The 14,625-nt window shown below is 74.1% G+C and carries 18 protein-coding genes; 6 read left to right on the top strand and 12 right to left on the bottom strand.

Features of this window, described 5'->3' with window-relative positions:
- The first annotated feature begins 194 nt into the window (after nucleotides 1-194).
- Nucleotides 195-623: a Fur family transcriptional regulator gene (locus tag MCAG_RS18170; protein ID WP_007074440.1), complete on the top strand. Its 429-nt coding sequence runs from the start codon at nucleotides 195-197 to the stop codon at nucleotides 621-623.
- A 54-nt stretch (nucleotides 624-677) separates the two neighbouring features.
- The gene (locus MCAG_RS18165) at nucleotides 678-1,529 is read left to right on the top strand and encodes an oxygenase MpaB family protein (protein ID WP_007074439.1); all 852 of its coding nucleotides are present in this window, start codon (nucleotides 678-680) and stop codon (nucleotides 1,527-1,529) included.
- A gap of 29 nt (nucleotides 1,530-1,558) precedes the next feature.
- On the opposite strand, the gene MCAG_RS18160 is transcribed toward MCAG_RS18165, so the two are convergent.
- The 11 genes from MCAG_RS18160 to MCAG_RS18115 form a co-directional block, all read right to left on the bottom strand.
- Nucleotides 1,559-2,380: a PD-(D/E)XK nuclease family protein gene (locus MCAG_RS18160; protein ID WP_007074438.1), complete on the bottom strand. Its 822-nt coding sequence runs from the start codon at nucleotides 2,378-2,380 to the stop codon at nucleotides 1,559-1,561.
- Nucleotides 2,381-2,622: 242 nt separating this feature from the next.
- A complete protein-coding gene (locus MCAG_RS18155) occupies nucleotides 2,623-3,237 on the bottom strand; it encodes a MarC family protein (RefSeq protein ID WP_007074437.1) in 615 nt (204 codons plus the stop codon).
- A 32-nt stretch (nucleotides 3,238-3,269) separates the two neighbouring features.
- Complete coding sequence (locus MCAG_RS18150) at nucleotides 3,270-4,151, bottom strand: PHP domain-containing protein (RefSeq protein WP_036374046.1); 882 nt, start codon at nucleotides 4,149-4,151, stop codon at nucleotides 3,270-3,272.
- Nucleotides 4,152-4,322: 171 nt separating this feature from the next.
- On the bottom strand, nucleotides 4,323-5,555 hold the full coding sequence (locus MCAG_RS18145; protein WP_050778004.1) for a hypothetical protein: 1,233 nt from the start codon (nucleotides 5,553-5,555) through the stop codon (nucleotides 4,323-4,325).
- Nucleotides 5,556-5,611: 56 nt separating this feature from the next.
- Nucleotides 5,612-6,457, bottom strand: a complete 846-nt coding sequence (locus MCAG_RS34975; RefSeq protein ID WP_007074434.1) for a SigE family RNA polymerase sigma factor — start codon at nucleotides 6,455-6,457, stop codon at nucleotides 5,612-5,614.
- Between the two features lie 106 nt (nucleotides 6,458-6,563).
- On the bottom strand, nucleotides 6,564-7,442 hold the full coding sequence (locus MCAG_RS18135; RefSeq protein WP_007074433.1) for a PH domain-containing protein: 879 nt from the start codon (nucleotides 7,440-7,442) through the stop codon (nucleotides 6,564-6,566).
- Between the two features lie 6 nt (nucleotides 7,443-7,448).
- On the bottom strand, nucleotides 7,449-7,607 hold the full coding sequence (locus tag MCAG_RS33760) for a hypothetical protein (RefSeq protein ID WP_165878125.1): 159 nt from the start codon (nucleotides 7,605-7,607) through the stop codon (nucleotides 7,449-7,451).
- Between the two features lie 133 nt (nucleotides 7,608-7,740).
- Nucleotides 7,741-8,424, bottom strand: coding sequence for a DUF6758 family protein (locus MCAG_RS18130; RefSeq protein ID WP_369751369.1), 684 nt, complete (start codon nucleotides 8,422-8,424; stop codon nucleotides 7,741-7,743).
- Between the two features lie 177 nt (nucleotides 8,425-8,601).
- Nucleotides 8,602-9,225, bottom strand: coding sequence for an RNA methyltransferase (locus MCAG_RS18125; RefSeq protein WP_036374044.1), 624 nt, complete (start codon nucleotides 9,223-9,225; stop codon nucleotides 8,602-8,604).
- A gap of 67 nt (nucleotides 9,226-9,292) precedes the next feature.
- Nucleotides 9,293-9,820: a hypothetical protein gene (locus MCAG_RS18120; RefSeq protein ID WP_007074430.1), complete on the bottom strand. Its 528-nt coding sequence runs from the start codon at nucleotides 9,818-9,820 to the stop codon at nucleotides 9,293-9,295.
- 73 nt (nucleotides 9,821-9,893) lie between these two features.
- Nucleotides 9,894-10,409, bottom strand: a complete 516-nt coding sequence (locus MCAG_RS18115) for a MaoC family dehydratase (RefSeq protein ID WP_036374042.1) — start codon at nucleotides 10,407-10,409, stop codon at nucleotides 9,894-9,896.
- A gap of 546 nt (nucleotides 10,410-10,955) precedes the next feature.
- Here MCAG_RS18115 and trxA point away from each other — a divergent pair.
- The 3 genes from trxA (at nucleotide 10,956) to MCAG_RS18100 (ending at nucleotide 12,902) form a co-directional block, all read left to right on the top strand.
- Nucleotides 10,956-11,318, top strand: coding sequence for a thioredoxin (trxA, locus tag MCAG_RS18110; RefSeq protein WP_007074428.1), 363 nt, complete (start codon nucleotides 10,956-10,958; stop codon nucleotides 11,316-11,318).
- Between the two features lie 193 nt (nucleotides 11,319-11,511).
- Nucleotides 11,512-11,952, top strand: a complete 441-nt coding sequence (locus MCAG_RS18105; RefSeq protein WP_007074427.1) for a hypothetical protein — start codon at nucleotides 11,512-11,514, stop codon at nucleotides 11,950-11,952.
- Nucleotides 11,949-12,902 (top strand): HTTM domain-containing protein, encoded by a 954-nt coding sequence (locus MCAG_RS18100; RefSeq protein WP_036374039.1) that lies wholly within the window; start codon nucleotides 11,949-11,951, stop codon nucleotides 12,900-12,902. The genes MCAG_RS18105 and MCAG_RS18100 overlap by 4 nt, the downstream gene beginning before the upstream one ends.
- Before the next feature lie 181 nt (nucleotides 12,903-13,083).
- Here MCAG_RS18100 and MCAG_RS18095 read toward each other — a convergent pair whose 3' ends face one another.
- The gene (locus tag MCAG_RS18095) at nucleotides 13,084-13,464 is read right to left on the bottom strand and encodes a thiol-disulfide oxidoreductase DCC family protein (RefSeq protein WP_007074425.1); all 381 of its coding nucleotides are present in this window, start codon (nucleotides 13,462-13,464) and stop codon (nucleotides 13,084-13,086) included.
- Nucleotides 13,465-13,555: 91 nt separating this feature from the next.
- On the opposite strand from MCAG_RS18095, the gene MCAG_RS18090 reads away from it, so the two are divergent.
- The gene (locus MCAG_RS18090; RefSeq protein WP_007074424.1) at nucleotides 13,556-14,602 is read left to right on the top strand and encodes an Rv2578c family radical SAM protein; all 1,047 of its coding nucleotides are present in this window, start codon (nucleotides 13,556-13,558) and stop codon (nucleotides 14,600-14,602) included.
- Nucleotides 14,603-14,625: the final 23 nt, after the last annotated feature.

Genomic DNA, 14,625 nt, shown 5'->3' with positions numbered 1-14,625 from the left:
GACGCGATCCCCGCGGCCGCCAGCGTACGCCGGGGTCAACCGCAGCGGCCGCCCTGGCGATCATCGGGTGACCCGGTGCGCCCACCCGGCCGCTCCCGTCGGAGGGCGCACCGGGTGGCCCGTGGCTGTGGCCCCGGCCACCCAGGTCATGAGCTCGCTTGTCGGCCGGTGACCCCCGTGCTGTCATTGGTCTCATGTCCAGTGGCGAGGAACTGCTCCGGTCGAGGGGCCTGCGGGTCACCCGGCCGCGCCTCGCCGTGCTGGACGTCCTCGCCGCCGGCGGCCACCTGGAGGTCGACGAGATCACCCGGCGGGTGCGGGAACGCCTCGACTCCGTCTCCACCCAGGCCGTGTACGACGTTCTCGGCGCGCTGTCCCGGGCCGGGCTGTCCCGCCGGATCGAGCCGGCCGGCAGTCCCGCCCGATACGAGGCGCGGGCCGGCGACAACCACCACCACGTCGTCTGCCGGGGCTGCGGCGAGATCGCCGACATCGACTGCGCGGTGGGCGAGAAGCCCTGCCTCGACCCGAACATCGCCCACGGCTTCGAGGTGGACGAGGCGGAGGTCACCTTCTGGGGGCTCTGCCCCACCTGCCAGGCCCGCCGCCGCGCCGACATTTGACACCGGCGCCCCGGCCCGCCCGGGCGCGCGGCCGGGCATGGCACCCTTGGTCGGGTGGACTCCGATGACCTCGGCCTGTTCGGTCCGGGATCGGTCACGTGGAAGGTGCACGAGGAGCCGATCCTGATCGTCGCCGGCCTGCGCTCGCTCTACCTCCAGGCGCTGCACCCCCGGGCCATGGCCGGGGTGGCCCAGAACAGCAACTACCGCACCGACGCGTGGGGCCGGCTGGTCCGGACCGCCACCTACGTCGCCACCACCATCTACGGCACCACCGCCGAGGCCGAGGCGGCCGGGGCCCGACTGCGCCGGCTGCACGGCCGGATGCGGGCCACCGACCCCGACACCGGGGAGGAGTTCCGGATCGACGAGCCGGAGCTGCTGCGCTGGGTGCACGTCACCGAGATCGAGTCGTTCCTCAGCACCGCCCGCCGGGCCGGGCTACCGCTGACCGACGCCGAGGTCGACGGCTACTACACCGAGCAGCGCCGGGCGGCGGCCCTGGTCGGGCTGGACCCGGCGGACGTGCCGGGCACGGCGACCGAGGTCGCGGAGTACTACCGGCAGGTTCGGCCGGACCTGCGGATCACCCGGGAGGCGGCGGAGACGGCCGTCTTCCTCACCGCCCCGCCCCTGCCGTGGAAGCTCAACCTCCCGGCCCGGGTCGGGTTGAACCTCGGGCCGGCCCGGCTGGCGTACTTCGGCGTCGCCGGCACGGCGTTCGCGCTGCTGCCGCCCTGGGCGCGCCGGTTGTACGGCGGCCTGGGGCTGCCGACCACCGAACTGTCGGCCGACCTCACCGTCCGCGCCCTGCGGCTCGCCCTGGCGGCCCTGCCCCGCCGCTGGCGGGAAGGCCCGTTGCAGCAGGCGGCGAAGGAACGGGCCGCCCGCGTGGCGCTGCGCTGACCCGGCCCTGCCAGCAGGCGGCGGGCGAATCAGTCTCGGCGCTCCATCGCCGCCCAGGGGTCCTTGCCCGGGGTCTGCGACCCCGTCGGGCAGGCACGGCGGTAGTCGCACCAGCCGCAGCGGGGCCCGGCCTCGGCCGGGAAGGCGTCGTCCGGATCCGCGCCGTCGGCGACGGCCCGCTCGGCGGCCATGATGTCCCGCGCGGTCTCCTCGGCGCGGGTGACCTGCCGGGCCAGCGACTCGGCGGTGTGCTCGTGCGCCGCGACCGTGCCGGTGGGCAGGTGGTGCAGCTCCACCCGGCGACACGGCCGGCGAAACACGCGCTCGGCGGCGTACGCGTACAGGGCCAGCGCCTGCGAGCCGCGCGCGTCGTCGGCGTCCAGCCCCGCGCGGCCGGTCTTGTAGTCGACGATGACCAACTCCGGGCCGCTCGGGCCGGGGCGGGAGTCGATCCGGTCGGCGCGCCCGTTGAACGCCAGCACCGCCGTCTTGACCGCCACCACCCGCTCGACCCCGACCGGGTCGGCCTGCGGATCAAGCGCATCGACGTAGGACTCCAGCCAGGCCAGTGCCCGCCGGTACGCGTCGCGCTCCTGCTCGTCGTCGCGGAACCCGTCGCGGACCCAGGTGCCCCTGAGCAGCCCGGCCAGCGCCTCCGGGCGGCGGCGGTCGGCGGGCAGGGCGTACCAGTTCTTCAGGGCGTTGTGCACGCTCGCGCCAAGCGAGTTGTGGGCCCACGGCGGGCCCTTCGGCGGCGCGGGCCGATCCACGTACGAGTAGCGGTAGCGGCGGGGGCAGTCCGCGTACGCGCCGAGCTTGCTGGGGGTGCACACGAACAGCCGCTCCGGCATGCCGTCGAAGCCGAGCTGCTCGGGCTGGGCGGACTGGCGGGACGGGGTGGACTGGCCGGCGCGGGGCCGTGGGGCCCGGCCCGCCCCGGCGGCGGGTCGACCGGCGGGGCGGCCGGATGAGGAGGCTGGCACCCCGCGATCCTGCCACCCGGGTGCGACGGTCCGGCTGACCCGGTCGGCGGGTCGCGTCGCCGGGTCAGGTTGTGCGCGCGCCGCCCGGTGAGCCGTGCTCGCGCTCCGGGTCAGGTCGTGCTCGTGTACTGGGTGACGAAGGCCGCGATGGCGTCGGCGATGAGCTGCACGGCGATCGCGGCGAGCAGCAGGCCGGCGATCCGGGTGAGCACCTCGATCCCCCCGGGGCGCAGGATCTTGACGATCCCGCCGGAGAAGCGCAGGACGACCCAGACGGTCAGCATCACCGCCACGATGGCCGCCGCGATGGCGCCATAGTCGACCACCCGGTCGGCCTGCTGGACGAAGAGCATGGTCGCCACGATGGCGCCCGGCCCGGCCAGCAGCGGGGTGCCCAGCGGCACCAGGGCGATGTTGGAGGTGGCCTGCTGGGTGGGGTCATCGGCCTTGCCGGTCAGCAACTCCAGGGCGACGAGGATCAGCAGCAGGCCGCCGGCCGCCTGGAGCGCCGGCAGGTCGACGTGCAGGTAGGCGAGCAGGGTCCGCCCGGCCACGGCGAAGACCACGATCACCCCGAGCGCCAGGGCCACCGCCTGCCAGGCCGCCCGGTTGCGGTCCCGGGCGGGCAGGGGCCCGGTGAGCGCGAGGAAGATCGGCATCATGCCCGGCGGGTCGACGATGACCAGCAGGGTCACGAAGACCTCACCGAAGAGCTTCAGATCCACCCGGACACGGTAGCCGCGCAGGTGGAGGCGGATCAGGCCGAAGCGACGGGGGTCACGCCGGTGGCCTCGGCCACGATCCGCCCGTACGCCTCGGGCGACGTGGTGAACGCGCCCAGCCGGACGGTCTTGTGCGTGCCGTGGAAGTCCGACGAACCGGTAACGAGAAGGTCCAGTTCGGCGGCGAGCGCCCGGACGTGCGCCCGCTCGGCCGCAGAGTGGTCCTCGTGGTCGGCCTCCAGGCCGGCGAGCCCCGCCGCCGCCAGCTCGACGATCAGCTCGTCGGGCACGACCCGGCCCCGCCGGCTCGCCTTCGGGTGGGCGAAGACCGGTACGCCGCCGGCGGCCCGAACCAGCCGAACCGCCCGAAACACGTCGATGTCGTCCTTGGGCAGCCGGTACCGCCGGCCCAGCCACTGCGGCCCGAAGGCCTCGGTGGTGGTCGCCACCAGCCCGGCGCGGATCAACGCCTGGGCGATGTGCGGGCGGCCCACCGTCCCACCGCCTGCTCCGGCCAGGATCTCCGGCCAGCTCAGCTCGACGCCGTCGGCGCGCAGCAGCGCGACGATCCGCTCCCCGCGCACCTCGCGGGCGGCCCGCACCCGGGCCAGTTCCGCGCCCAGCTCCGGCTCCTCCGGGTCGAAGAGGTACGCGAGCAGGTGCAGCGCCACCGGCGGGTCGGCACCGTGCCAGCGGCAGGAGATCTCCGCGCCGCGCACCAGGGCAAGGCCCGGGGGCAGCGCGGCCACGGCGGACGCCCACCCGGCCGTGGTGTCGTGGTCGGTGATCGCCAGCACGTCGAGGCCGGCGTCGGCGGCGGCCCGGACCAGCTCGGCCGGGGTGAGGGTGCCGTCGCTGGCCGTCGAGTGGGCGTGCAGGTCGATCCGGGTGGCGGCCGGCACCTCGCGGGTGGTCATCGCCCGACGCTACCCGCCGGGCCGCCCACCGCCCCCGCCGAGCGTGCTCGCCGACCCCCCGCCGGCCAGACCCGCCGCCCCCCCCGCCGGTCAGACCCGCCGACCCCGCTGCGGCATCCGGCCGACCGGCGGGCCGCTGTCCCGGTCGCGGTGGCGAGGGCTCGGCGCCGGTCAGGGGGCCGGGTCGGTGACGACGACCGGCCGGCCGGTCGGCTCGACGCCGGTCACCGGGCTGGCGGCAGCCCGCTCGCCGGCGACCACCCGGTCGGGCCGCACCCGCACCAGCCCGCCCCGCGCGTCGACGTACCAGGCGGTGCCCGCCGGCGTCCAGGACACCGCGCCGGCCAACGCCGGGCCGGCGGGGCGGGCGGCCGGCGTCCCGTCGAGGGTGGCCAGGTCGATCAGGAGCGTCCCGACGGGGCCGGACGAGCCGGTACGGCCGTTCACCAGCAGCCAGCGGCCGTCGGTGGAGACCCCACCGGGCCCGTCGGGGCTGAGGTTCGGGCCGCAGGCGGTACGGATCGTGGCCAGCGCGCGGTTGGGGTCGAGCAGTGCCAGGCAGGGGCGTCGGGGCGTACCGGTGGGGACCATGCCGACGAGCCGGCCGTCCGGCAGCGCCCCGTGGACGGCGATGACGTCGCGCCAGCCGTCGGCGGGGAGCCCGCCCACGGACGGGTGCCAGAGCGCGTACCCGGGTCGGGCCGGATCGCGGCGCACCAGGACGGAGTTGCCGGCGAAGCCGACCGGGACGGCCGCGCCGGGTGCCGACGTGCCGGCGACCGCGACGAGCTGGTCGCCGACGATGCCGCCGATGGAGAGCCGGTCGCCGTCGCGCCAGGCCACCTGGCCCCCGTCGGGGGCGACGGCGATCGCCTCCGCGCCGGCGAGCAGCACCCGCGTGCTGCCGTCGGGGTGCACGGACAGCAGAGCCCGGCCGGCGACGGTGGGCGCGCCCACCACCAGCCAGCCGCCCCGATCCGGTACGCGCTGAGCTCGGTCGGCGACGACCACCCCGAGGGGAATGCCCGTCTTACCGCTGGTGTAGAGCGTTCCGTTGACGACCAGGTCCACCGCGGCGCCGGCCGGCCCAAGGGACGGTCGCGACGTTCCACCCGACGGGCTCGGCACCGGTTCCGGAGCCGGCCAGGAGGAGTCGCGCGGGTCGCCGAGCACCACCGTCGGTGGGGTGGGGTGACCCGCCTGCGGACTGAGCTGCACCATGCCGACGCTGACCAGCACCGTGGCCATACCCGCCAGGGCGGTGCCGGTGAACAACCGGCGGCGGCGCGTCCGGGTGGCCCGCCGGATGGCCAGGCCGGCCGGGTCGACGGTGCACGGGCGCGGCACGGCGGCCTGCCGGGAGAGGGTCTCCCGGATCGCGCGCTCCAGTTGGTCCGCCGTCATGCCTGTTGGACGCGCGGGAACGGCCGTCCGGTTGTCAGCGGGGCCGGGCACCGCACTCACCTCCGCTCCGCGCCGACGGCCTCAGCCGGCACCACGAGCGGGGTGTCACCTGCCGGGGGGCCGCCGACGGCCGGGGCCGGCCGTCGCGGCGTCGCCGGGGCGGGACGGGGACCGGACCCGCTCGGCGCGGGCGTGTCGGTCGCCGCCGTCCGGCCGGGACGCGGCACGTCGGGCATCGCCGCCGAGGCGGGACGCGGCGCGGCGGCGCGCCGGTCGGGGTGGCGGGGTACGTCCCCGGCTCTCGTCCGGGCCCGGCCGGCGGACGGGTTGCCCGCCCGCCCCTCGGGGCGTTCCTCCACCCGTCCCTCGGGCCGCGTTTGCGCCCGGCCGTCGGCCAGGCCCAGGGCCGCCTGGTCGCCCAGCCGCCGGCGCAAGGTGGCCAGCGCCCGGGAGGTCTGGCTCTTCACCGTGCCGGGAGAGATCTCCAGCAGCGCGGCGGTCTGTGCCTCCGACATGTCCTCGTAGAAGCGCAGCACCAGCACTGCCCGCTGCCGGCTGGGCAACGCCCTGAGCTGCCGCCAGAGCACGTCCCGGTCGAGCTGCTGCTCGATCTCGTCGACTGCGGCCCGCTCCGGCAGCACCTCGGTCGGCCGCTCACCGTGCCAGCGCCGCCGCCACCAACTCGTCGACGTGTTGACCATGACACGGCGGGCGTACGGCTCGATCGCCTCGATGCCGCCGAGCCGCCTGCAGGCCAGGTACGTCTTGGTCAGCGCCGTCTGGAGCAGGTCCTCTGCCGTGGCCCAGTCGCCGGTGAGGAGGTACGCGGTGCGCAATAGCGCTCCGGAGCGGGCCGCGACGAATTCGCGGAACTCCTCCTCCAGCGGGTCTTTCGCGGCCACCGCTCACCTCCCGCACCCCCGTGCCTGCATGGCAGGTTTTCATGCCGGGGCGGGGCGGGGCGACGGCAAAAGGTGCGGCGTTCCTCCGATGTTCGGACGGAAAGCTTCACGCCCCGTCGTCGGCCTTGGCCTCGTCCGCCTCCTTGCCCAACCGGGCCTCGACCGCCTGCGGCTCGTACATCTCCTCGACGACGCGCAGGTAGAGCTCGTTCGGGTTGGGCAGGTTCTTGATCTCCCGAAGCGCCTGGTCCTGGCCGGCGGACTCCAGCACGAACGTGCCGTAGTTCAGGGCACGACCGGCGGGGCTCTGCTCGTACTTCATGTCGGTGACCCGGGCGAGCGGCATCATCGCCACCTTGCGGGTGATGATGCCGGTGACCACCATGACCCGCTTGTTGGTCAGGATGAACCGGTCGTACCACCAGTCGGCGACCTTCCAGGCCACCCACCCCATCACGGCGAACCAGAGCAGCACCGCGACGGTGGTCAGCGCACTCACGTCCCGCCCGGCGAGGAAGCCGGAGAGATAGCCGAGGACGAAGGTCGCCCCGATGCCCACGAGGATCGGCGTGGTCAGGTGGATCCAGTGCCGCTTCCACTCCCCCCGGTACCGCTCGGTGGGGAAGAGGTAGCGCGCCACCAGGGAGCTGGGCTCGTCCTCCAGCGGCAGGACCCGCCGGGGACCGAGCGGCATCCCGGAGGCGTCGACCCGCAGCCCGGCGAGCTCGTCCTCGGAGATCTGCGGCGGCTGGTAGTCGGCCTCCGGGTCACGGACCCAGGCCCGCCCGGAGCGCGCCTGGCCCGCGAAGGGGCCGTCGCCGTAGCCGACATCGTCCGAAAAGGGGGGACCACTGGAGAAGCCCGGCCCCTGGCCGGAGGCCGGCCCGTCCTCGGGCCGGATTCGGGGAATCGGCTCCGTGTCTCGATCCCGGCGCTCCCGGTCTGGGTCGTCGGGGTCGAACGGCGGACCGGAGGGGCTTCCCATCGGCGGCTAGGCGATGAGGCTGGTGAAGAAGTCGCCGAACCCCTGGGCGATGTCCATGATGCCGCCGCCGATCGACTTGAAGACGTCTGCGGCGGAGTTCGGCCGGTACGCAACAAAGAAGATCAAGAATGCGATACCGGCCCAGGTGAGGACCTTCTTGACCATGGCGGGCCATCCTCTCGCGCGGCGCCGGGTCCATTTACCGCAGCGGCACCCAGAGTATCAGTAAGGTGTCGTACAGTGAATCTCTGCGTCCGTTCTCCGACAGAACGGGAGACTCGCCAAGCTTGTCCGCTTGTCAGGCCTTCCCGTGCAGGTACGGAGACGGAGCGCCGTACACGAGCTCGGACGGCATCCACTCGGTGAGGTCGTGCAGTTCCACGTCCTCGGCGAGCAGATGTCCCGCGCTCGCCGGCCAGGCTATCGCATGAAGCCACATTCCCCGAGCCTCGCCGGCGTACGCGCTTCGATCCGTCGGAGAATTCACGAGCCACAGTGGAGTCGGGTGGCCGGCGGCGCGGATCCTGGCCTGCCCGACATGCCCGGGATGCCCGGGGCCGGGATCCTCCAGCGCCTCGGCGAGTTGCGGGCCCGGGTCGGGGCCCGCCATCCCGGCGAACCGGGTGCCCAGCCCCACGCCCGGCTCCTCGGCCACGAACACCAGGTCGGCCGGGCCGCCGCCTAGCGGCTCGGGCCCGGTGAGGGCCACGGCGGTGGCGCGCACTCCGGTGCGGTCGTCACCGGCGTACGCCATGCCGGTGAGGGTCCAGCCGGGCGGCAGCGGCCACGGGCACCAGACCGGCGTGACGGGGCCGTCGGCGGGCCCGGTGGCGGCTACCCGGTGGACCACGCTGGCCACGATCTCCGCTCCGATGTGCTCGGGCACGTGCAGCGGCGGCACGGGTCCACAGCGCAGGCACCGCCACTCCGTGTGCATCAGGCCCGGCTCCCGGACGGATCCACCACACCTGGGGCAACTCACCACGACACTCACGTTTCCACCGTCGCCCCGGCTAGCCCCATAGTCAAGTCGAGCTGCCAATTCCCCGGCTGGTCGCGGTGCCCCGCCGCCACGCCGCGGGCGGTCAGGGCCGGACCGTCAGGGGTCGGCGGTCACGGGCGGGCGGTTGGTCAGGGGCGGGCGATCAGCAGCGGACGGTCAGGCGGGCGGCGGGCCGGCGTGGGCGCGGATCCAGGCGTGCATGGCGATGCCGCTGGCCACCCCGGCGTTGATCGACCGGGTGGAGCCGTACTGGGCGATGGAGAAGAGCTGGTCGCAGGCGGCCCGCGCGGCGTCGGACAACCCCGGACCCTCCTGGCCGAAGAGCAGCGCGCAGCGGCGCGGCAGGCTCGTCGTCTCCAGCGGGCGGGAGCCGGGCAGGTTGTCGATGCCCACCACCGGCAGGTTCCGGCCCGCCGCCCAAGCAGCGAACTCCTCGATCGTCTCGTGGTGCCGGACGTGCTGGTACCGGTCGGTCACCATGGCACCCCGCCGGTTCCACCGTCGCCGCCCGACGATGTGCACCTCGGCGGCGAGGAAGGCGTTGGCGTTGCGGACCACGGTGCCGATGTTGAGGTCGTGCTGCCAGTTCTCGATCGCCACGTGGAAGTCGTGCCGGCGTCGGTCGAGGTCGGCCACCACGGCCTCGCGCCGCCAGTACCGGTAGCGGTCCACGACGTTGCGCCGGTCGCCCCCGGCGAGCAACTCCGGGTCGTAGCGCGGATCGTCCGGGGGATCGCCGATCCACGGTCCCACGCCGACGTCGAGCTGGTCACCGGTCACGGTCTGCAGAGCGTACGGACACCCCGGCCCGCCGGGCGCGGCGGGCCGGGCCGCCTGGTCGGGCGGGTCAGCCCAGGTCTAGGGCGCCGCCGAGCCGGTCCAGGAAGCGCAGGTCGGCCGGCGTGGCGGCCATGCCCGCCGGGGCCCCGGCGGCAGCCCGGCGGACCCGGGCCGCCACCGACTGCACCCACTGCCGGTACGCGGCCGAGTCGGCGGGGTCGGCCCGCTGGCGCAGCAGCCGGACCGTGGCCCGGCAGGCGGCCAGCAGGTCGACCGGGTCGGTGAGCCGGTCGGCCGGTGCGGCCGTCCCGTCGTGCCGCGCGTAGATGGCGGCGACCACGGCGCGGACCAGGTCGCTGTCGGAGGCGCGACCGGCGGCCACGGCGTCCAGGCCGGCCAGCCCGGCGGCGACGCCCCGGGACGGGTCGCCAGGGGCGGGCGCGGCGGCGGCCACGAGCACTCGGCCGGGGAGGCCGGTCAGCAGGTCCCACTCGGCGGCGGAGTAGACGGCGGTGGTCAACGGTACGGCGCGGCGGCCGGCAGAGGGCGGCTCTCCGGCGACGGAGTGGCTCATGGGGACCTCCGGCGCCAGCATATGGCCCCGTCCGGCACGCCGGGCCCCTTCGCCGCAACGGCGCCGGAAAGGACGGGACGGCGCACGGAAGGAGTCAGCGCGGCTCGGGGAAGCTCGGCCGCTCCGGGTCGACGCCCGCTGCGACGGTCGTGGCGGCGTACGCCCGCTTGGGGACCATCACCCGGCGGCGGAAGACGCAGACCATGGTGCCGTCCTGCTTGTAGCCGCGGGTCTCCACCGACACGACGCCCCGGTCCGGCTTCGACTCGGACTCACGCTTGTCCAGGACGGTGGTCTCGCCGTAGATGGTGTCGCCGTGGAAGGTCGGTGCGACGTGCCGCAGCGACTCGACCTCAAGGTTCGCGATGGCCTTGCCACTGACGTCGGGCACGGAGAGGCCGAGCAGCAGGGAGTAGACGTAGTTGCCGACCACGACGTTGCGCCCGAACTGGCTCGCCGACTCGGCGTAGTGCGCGTCGAGGTGCAGGGGGTGGTGGTTCATGGTGAGCAGGCAGAAGAGGTGGTCGTCGTACTCGGTGACGGTTTTGCCCGGCCAGTGCCGGTAGACCGCGCCGACCTCGAACTCCTCGTAGTAGCGGCCGAACTGCATCGGTGTCCCCTTCACGGCGGCGACGGAGTTCGGGCCAGCATGCCTTATCGAGGGTTAAGGCGACGCCGGGGTCGGGCCTGCCGCGGAAATGCCACACCGGCCGCACACCCGGGGGGAGACGCAATGAGCGGCGGGGCCCTCCCCGGCACCCGCCGCCCACGCTCTGATGGGGAAGATTCTGCCGCACGGGGACGCCCGACCAACAGAGACCGACGTCACATTTATCTTTTCGTAACAATACGAAGAGTGACGATCAATGGGTGTCGGGGCGATCTCCACAGGTCGAATCGGTGCTTGTCAGGCATCAAATCATCGAAGTTGATCAGCAATCAGGGGCGCTAGCTGTGGAAACGCTCCCATTACGGCTGGTCACGCAAATGCGTCATGCATGTGCACGTGCACGCACGCTGTCAACAGACGAAGGTCGATGCGCTGGCGCCCCGTCCCTGGCCCCGCCGGGTTTCGGGGACGGACGCCCGGGAATTCGACGGGCTCCGTCCTGGTTCCAGGAGGCGTAGGTGATTCCGCGGTGATCGGAGAGTCCACATGGCAACCGTTGAGCTGACCACGGCGAACTTCGACGAGGTGACGGGCGGCGACGGCATCGTCCTCGTCGACTTCTGGGCGGAGTGGTGCGGCCCGTGCAAGCGGTTCGCCCCCGTCTACGAGCGCTCCTCGGAGAAGCACCCGGACATCGTCTTCGGCAAGGTCGACACCGAGGCCCAGCAGGAGCTCGGCGCGAAGTTCGACATCCGCTCGATCCCGACGATCATGGCGATCCGGGACGGCGTGATCGTCTTCGCCCAGCCTGGGGCGCTGCCCGAGTCGGCACTGGAGAACCTCATCGAGCAGGTCCAGGGCCTCGACATGGACGACGTGCGCAAGAAGCTGGCCGAGCACCAGCACTGAGCACCGAGCCACCAGCACTGCGCGCAGGCACCGCGCCGGCCACAGGCACCAAGCGCCGAGCCGGCCGACGGCCGGACCCACGACGGGTCCGGCCGTCGCCGCGTCACCGTCCCCACGTAACCGGTGCGGCCGGGGCACGCCGGCCGATGGAGGGACCCGACGCGGCCCCTCCATCCCGTACCGTCGTGAACCGATGGAGACGCTGACCCGCCGGGGCCGGGGGGCCCGCCTGGGCGCCACCGCGCTCGGCCTCGCCGTGCTGCTCGCCGGCACCGCCTGGGGCACCGACGACGACTTCCCGTTCGGGCCGTTCCGGATGTACTCCACGTCCGACCCGCCGGACGCCCCCGCCCCCGACACCCGCATCGAGGGCGTCGACCGCACCGGCGCCGTGGTCGACCTCGGCCAGGACGCCACCGGCATCCGCCGGGCCGAGATCGAGGGCCAGCAGAGCCGGTACGTCGAGGATCCGGCCCGGCTGCGCCAGGTCGCCGACGCGTACGCCGAACGTCACCCCGACGCCGCCGCGCTGGTCGAGGTGCGCATCGTGATCCGCTGGTACGGCATCGAGACCGGCCGGCCGACCGGGCGCTGGACCGACGAGACCGTGGTGAGCTGGCGGGCCGACGGGTGACCCGCTGGCTCACCGAGGCGGTCCCCCGGGGCCGGGTGGCCGCCTTCCGCACCCTGGTCTACCTGTTCGTCGCCGCCGACCTGGTGGTCTTCACCCCCTGGGTACGCGCCCGCGCGAGCGTGCCCGGCGACCTCTACCAGCCGCTGCTCGTCGGGCGGGTGCTCCCGCTGCCGACCCCCACCCCGGCGCTGGTCAGCGTGATCTTCTGGGTGCTGCTGGTCCTCGCCCTGCTCGCCGCGACCGGCCGGGCCCACCGCCTGCTCGGCTGGTCGGTCTTCGCGCTCTACCTGGAGTGGATGATCATCGCGATGAGCTACGGCAAGGTCGACCACGACCGGTTCGGCCTGCTCGTCGCGCTCGCCGCGCTGCCCACCGCCGGCCGGGCCCGGCACGGCGACCCGACCCGCACCGAGGCCGGCGGCTGGGCCCTGCGGGTCACCCAGATCGCAGTGATCTGCACGTACTTCCTGGCCGCCTTCGCCAAGTTCCGGTTCGGAGGCCTCGACTGGGCCACCGGTTCGGTGCTCGCCAAGGCGATCATCCGGCGCGGCACCGACCTGGCCGACCTGATCGCCGGCGTGCCGTACCTGCTGCTCGTGGCGCAGTTCGGCATCCTCGCCTTCGAGCTGCTCAGCCCGGTGGTCTTCGTGCTGCCGGCACGCTGGCGGCTGGCCATGGTCGGCTTCTTCTACTCGTTCCACCTGGTCACCATGGCGATGATCACCATCTCGTTCGCCCCGCACCTGGTGGCGATGGCCAGCTTCCTGCCGCTGGAGCGGATACGCCCGGTCGGCTGGCTGCGGCAGGCAGGCGCGGGGCGACTACGCCGGGGCGATCCGCCGGGGCGGCCCGCCGGGGCGACTACGCCGGGGCGGCCCGGCCAGCTCGACGATCAGCCCCTCGCAACTGGTGGCGACGACCTCCGCCCCGCGCCGCTGCCCCAGCCGTAGGGGCGTCCTCCGCGCGTTCCCGCCACATCGCCACCGACCTGGACCTGCCGGCGGATGCCGTCCGGGTGCTAACCGACGGGTTGCGTCGCGCGGGACTGGTCGAGGTGTGGGGACTGCCGTCTCGCGACGGACGGCCCTCGTTGGAACGGCTGCTCGCCGCGCTCGGGGGCGATGTGAGAGGTCAGTCCCGGCGGGCCGAGGGCACGGCGCAGGCGGCCGTGCCACCTGGCAGCCGGTGGCGGTTGCGGGCAACCCAGCGGTACGCGGGCCAAGCCACCGCGCGGGCGGGCGGAAAGCGCAGGGCGGACCCGGCGACCCGCCAGAGGAATCCGCTTTCACCGAGCAGCTTCGCGATCGCGTCCGGCCCGGCGGCCCGGGAGCCGTCCGCACCGACCCACTGCACCGCCTCCTCGCACTCGGCCTCCCTCAGGCCCAGCGCGTCGAGGTCGGCGAACTGCCAGGGCAGCACGCGCGCCCGGGTGGGGATGCGGCGCTCGATGAACTCCGCGCACCTCGTGCAGAACGCGCAGTCGCCGTCGTAGACGAAGGTCGACCTCTCCATGCTGCCATCCTCCCCCCGGCCGCGGCCCGCCGCACACCGGTGTCCGGCAGGTCACTTGCGCGCCGTTCGTACATGTGTTCGAATGTGGGTCATGCGCTGGGGCAACCTCTCCGCTCCCCCGGACGAGGCCGGTTCCGAGCGGGCAGCGCCGGCGGCTCCACCCCTGCCGCTGGCGCTGCCCGGCGCAATCACCCGCACCTTCGACACCCCGGGCTTCGCGGGGATGACCTTCCACGAGGTGCGGGCCAAGTCGATCATCAACCGGGTGCCGGGCGCGTCCCGCGTTCCCTTCGAGTGGACGATCAACCCGTATCGGGGCTGTTCGCATGCCTGCGTCTACTGCTACGCCCGCAACACGCACACCTATCTCGACCTCGACGACGGGGCGGACTTCGACCGGCAGGTGATCGTCAAGGTCAACGCGGGCGAGTTGGTGCGCCGGGAGCTGGCCGCGCCCCGGTGGCGTGGGGCACCCGTGGCGATGGGCACCAACGTGGACTGCTACCAGCGCGCCGAGGGGAAATACCAGCTCATGCCGCAGATCATCGCGGCGCTGCGCGACTTCGCGAACCCGTTCTCGATCCTGACCAAGGGCACGCTCCTGCTGCGGGACCTGCCGCTGCTGCGCCGCGCCGCCGAGGTGACCCAGGTCGGCCTGGCGTACTCGGTGGGGTTCCTCGACGAGGCGCTGTGGCGGGCGGTGGAGCCGGGCACCCCGAGCCCGCGCCGCCGGCTGGCGGCCGTCCGGGCGCTGACCGACGCCGGTTTCTCCGTCGGCGTGCTGATGGCCCCGATCCTGCCCGGCCTCTCCGACGACGACGCGTCGATCGACGCCACCGTCTCGGCGATCGCCGCCGCCGGGGCGGCCAGCGTGACGCCGCTGGCCCTGCACCTGCGCCCCGGTGCCCGCGAGTGGTACGCGCGCTGGCTCGGCCGGGAGCACCCGCACCTCGTCCCCCGCTACCGGGAGCTCTACCGGGCGGGTGCGTACGCGCCGCAGGCGTACCAGCGGGAACTCGCCGCCCGGGTGCGCATCGCCGCCCGCCGGCACGGGCTGATCCGCCCCGAAGCGGGCGACCACCGGCGGCCGGTCGCGAAGCCGGTCGCGCCGCCCGCCGAGCAGCTCACCCTGCTCTGAGCCGGGCGGCCGGCTAGAGTCGC

Source organism: Micromonospora sp. ATCC 39149, from assembly GCF_000158815.1.
Lineage (GTDB): Bacteria > Actinomycetota > Actinomycetes > Mycobacteriales > Micromonosporaceae > Micromonospora.
Note: the sequence above shows the minus strand (reverse complement) of the source record. Positions and strands in the feature narration are given on the sequence as shown.

Coding starts and splice junctions, on each gene's coding strand:
- MCAG_RS18170 (WP_007074440.1), top strand. CDS start 195: ATGTCCAGTGGCGAGGAACTGCTCCGGTCGAGGGGCCTGCGGGTCACC.
- MCAG_RS18160 (WP_007074438.1), bottom strand. CDS start 2,380: ATGCCGGAGCGGCTGTTCGTGTGCACCCCCAGCAAGCTCGGCGCGTAC.
- MCAG_RS18150 (WP_036374046.1), bottom strand. CDS start 4,151: ATGACCACCCGCGAGGTGCCGGCCGCCACCCGGATCGACCTGCACGCC.
- MCAG_RS18145 (WP_050778004.1), bottom strand. CDS start 5,555: ATGACGGCGGACCAACTGGAGCGCGCGATCCGGGAGACCCTCTCCCGG.
- MCAG_RS18135 (WP_007074433.1), bottom strand. CDS start 7,442: ATGGGAAGCCCCTCCGGTCCGCCGTTCGACCCCGACGACCCAGACCGG.
- MCAG_RS33760 (WP_165878125.1), bottom strand. CDS start 7,607: ATGGTCAAGAAGGTCCTCACCTGGGCCGGTATCGCATTCTTGATCTTC.
- MCAG_RS18120 (WP_007074430.1), bottom strand. CDS start 9,820: ATGCTGGCGCCGGAGGTCCCCATGAGCCACTCCGTCGCCGGAGAGCCG.
- MCAG_RS18115 (WP_036374042.1), bottom strand. CDS start 10,409: ATGCAGTTCGGCCGCTACTACGAGGAGTTCGAGGTCGGCGCGGTCTAC.
- trxA (WP_007074428.1), top strand. CDS start 10,956: ATGGCAACCGTTGAGCTGACCACGGCGAACTTCGACGAGGTGACGGGC.
- MCAG_RS18105 (WP_007074427.1), top strand. CDS start 11,512: ATGGAGACGCTGACCCGCCGGGGCCGGGGGGCCCGCCTGGGCGCCACC.
- MCAG_RS18095 (WP_007074425.1), bottom strand. CDS start 13,464: ATGGAGAGGTCGACCTTCGTCTACGACGGCGACTGCGCGTTCTGCACG.
- MCAG_RS18090 (WP_007074424.1), top strand. CDS start 13,556: ATGCGCTGGGGCAACCTCTCCGCTCCCCCGGACGAGGCCGGTTCCGAG.